We start from the raw sequence: 969 nt of genomic DNA on the forward strand, positions 1-969 counted from the left end.
TGCTGCGGTCGCACTTGAAGATTTCTCCGGGTGAGGCTGTGCGTCGTGCGAAGTTGGTGCATGATCTGCCGCGCGTGCCGTTGACTCGGGAGGCGGTGTACTCCGGGGTGCTCAGTGGTGAGCACGCGTTGATCATCTCTGATGTCATCAAGAACATCCCCGCTGAGGTCGCTGAGAAGGCTGAGGAGACTCTGCTGGACTACGCACCCGATATGACTCCGCAGGAGTTGATGTATGCGGGCAAACGGGTCCGCTCGTACTTTGATCAGGACGGTGCGTTCAAGGACGAGCAGGAAGGCGTCAAGGCCCGGTCGTGGCGGATGAGCAAGAACCAGCACGGGTGGTTGATGTTCACCGGCTGCCTCCCGCCCCTGGAAGGCGCGATGGTCGAGGAAGCCCTGCACGCGGTGTCGAAACCTCGTCCGGTTGGGGGTGAGAAGGACCCGCGCACCACCGAGCAGCGCTATGCCGATGGCTTGTGTGAGTTGATCACCGTCGCGTTGGCCACCAAAGACCTCCCGGCCAGTGGCGGGGTGCGTCCTCAGGTCGTGGTCACGATCCGCGCGGAGGATGTCCGGGACGAGACCGGGTCCGGGCACACCGACTGGGATGGCGAGGCTACCGCGACACTCATCCGGCAGCTCTGCTGTGATGCGGAGGTCATCCCGGTGACGGTGGATGAGGAGGGTGTTCCGCTCAACTACGGGCGCACCACGCGGACAGCGCCCCCGCCCCTGAGGCGGGCGCTTGCGGTGCGGGACAAGGGATGCGCCTTCCCGGGATGTGACCGGCCACCGGCATGGACCGAGGCTCATCACATCTTGTACTGGACCAAGCATCAAGGCCCCACCGACCTGAACAACATGACCTTGCTGTGCTCACACCACCACCATGTGATCCACCAGGAGGACTGGAAGATCGTCTTCGCTGAGGACGGGCGGCCGGACTTCATCCCGCCACCGTGGGTGG

1 protein-coding gene is annotated in these 969 nt (G+C 64.0%); it reads left to right on the top strand.

Going from position 1 to position 969, the window contains the following annotated elements; genetic code table 11:
• Positions 1–38: 38 nt before the first annotated feature.
• Positions 39–969, top strand: a 931-nt coding sequence (locus ABD798_RS37130) for an HNH endonuclease signature motif containing protein (protein ID WP_344886346.1), incomplete at its 3' end; no start/stop codon positions are given.

The organism is Allokutzneria multivorans, from assembly GCF_039537405.1.
GTDB lineage: Bacteria > Actinomycetota > Actinomycetes > Mycobacteriales > Pseudonocardiaceae > Allokutzneria > Allokutzneria multivorans.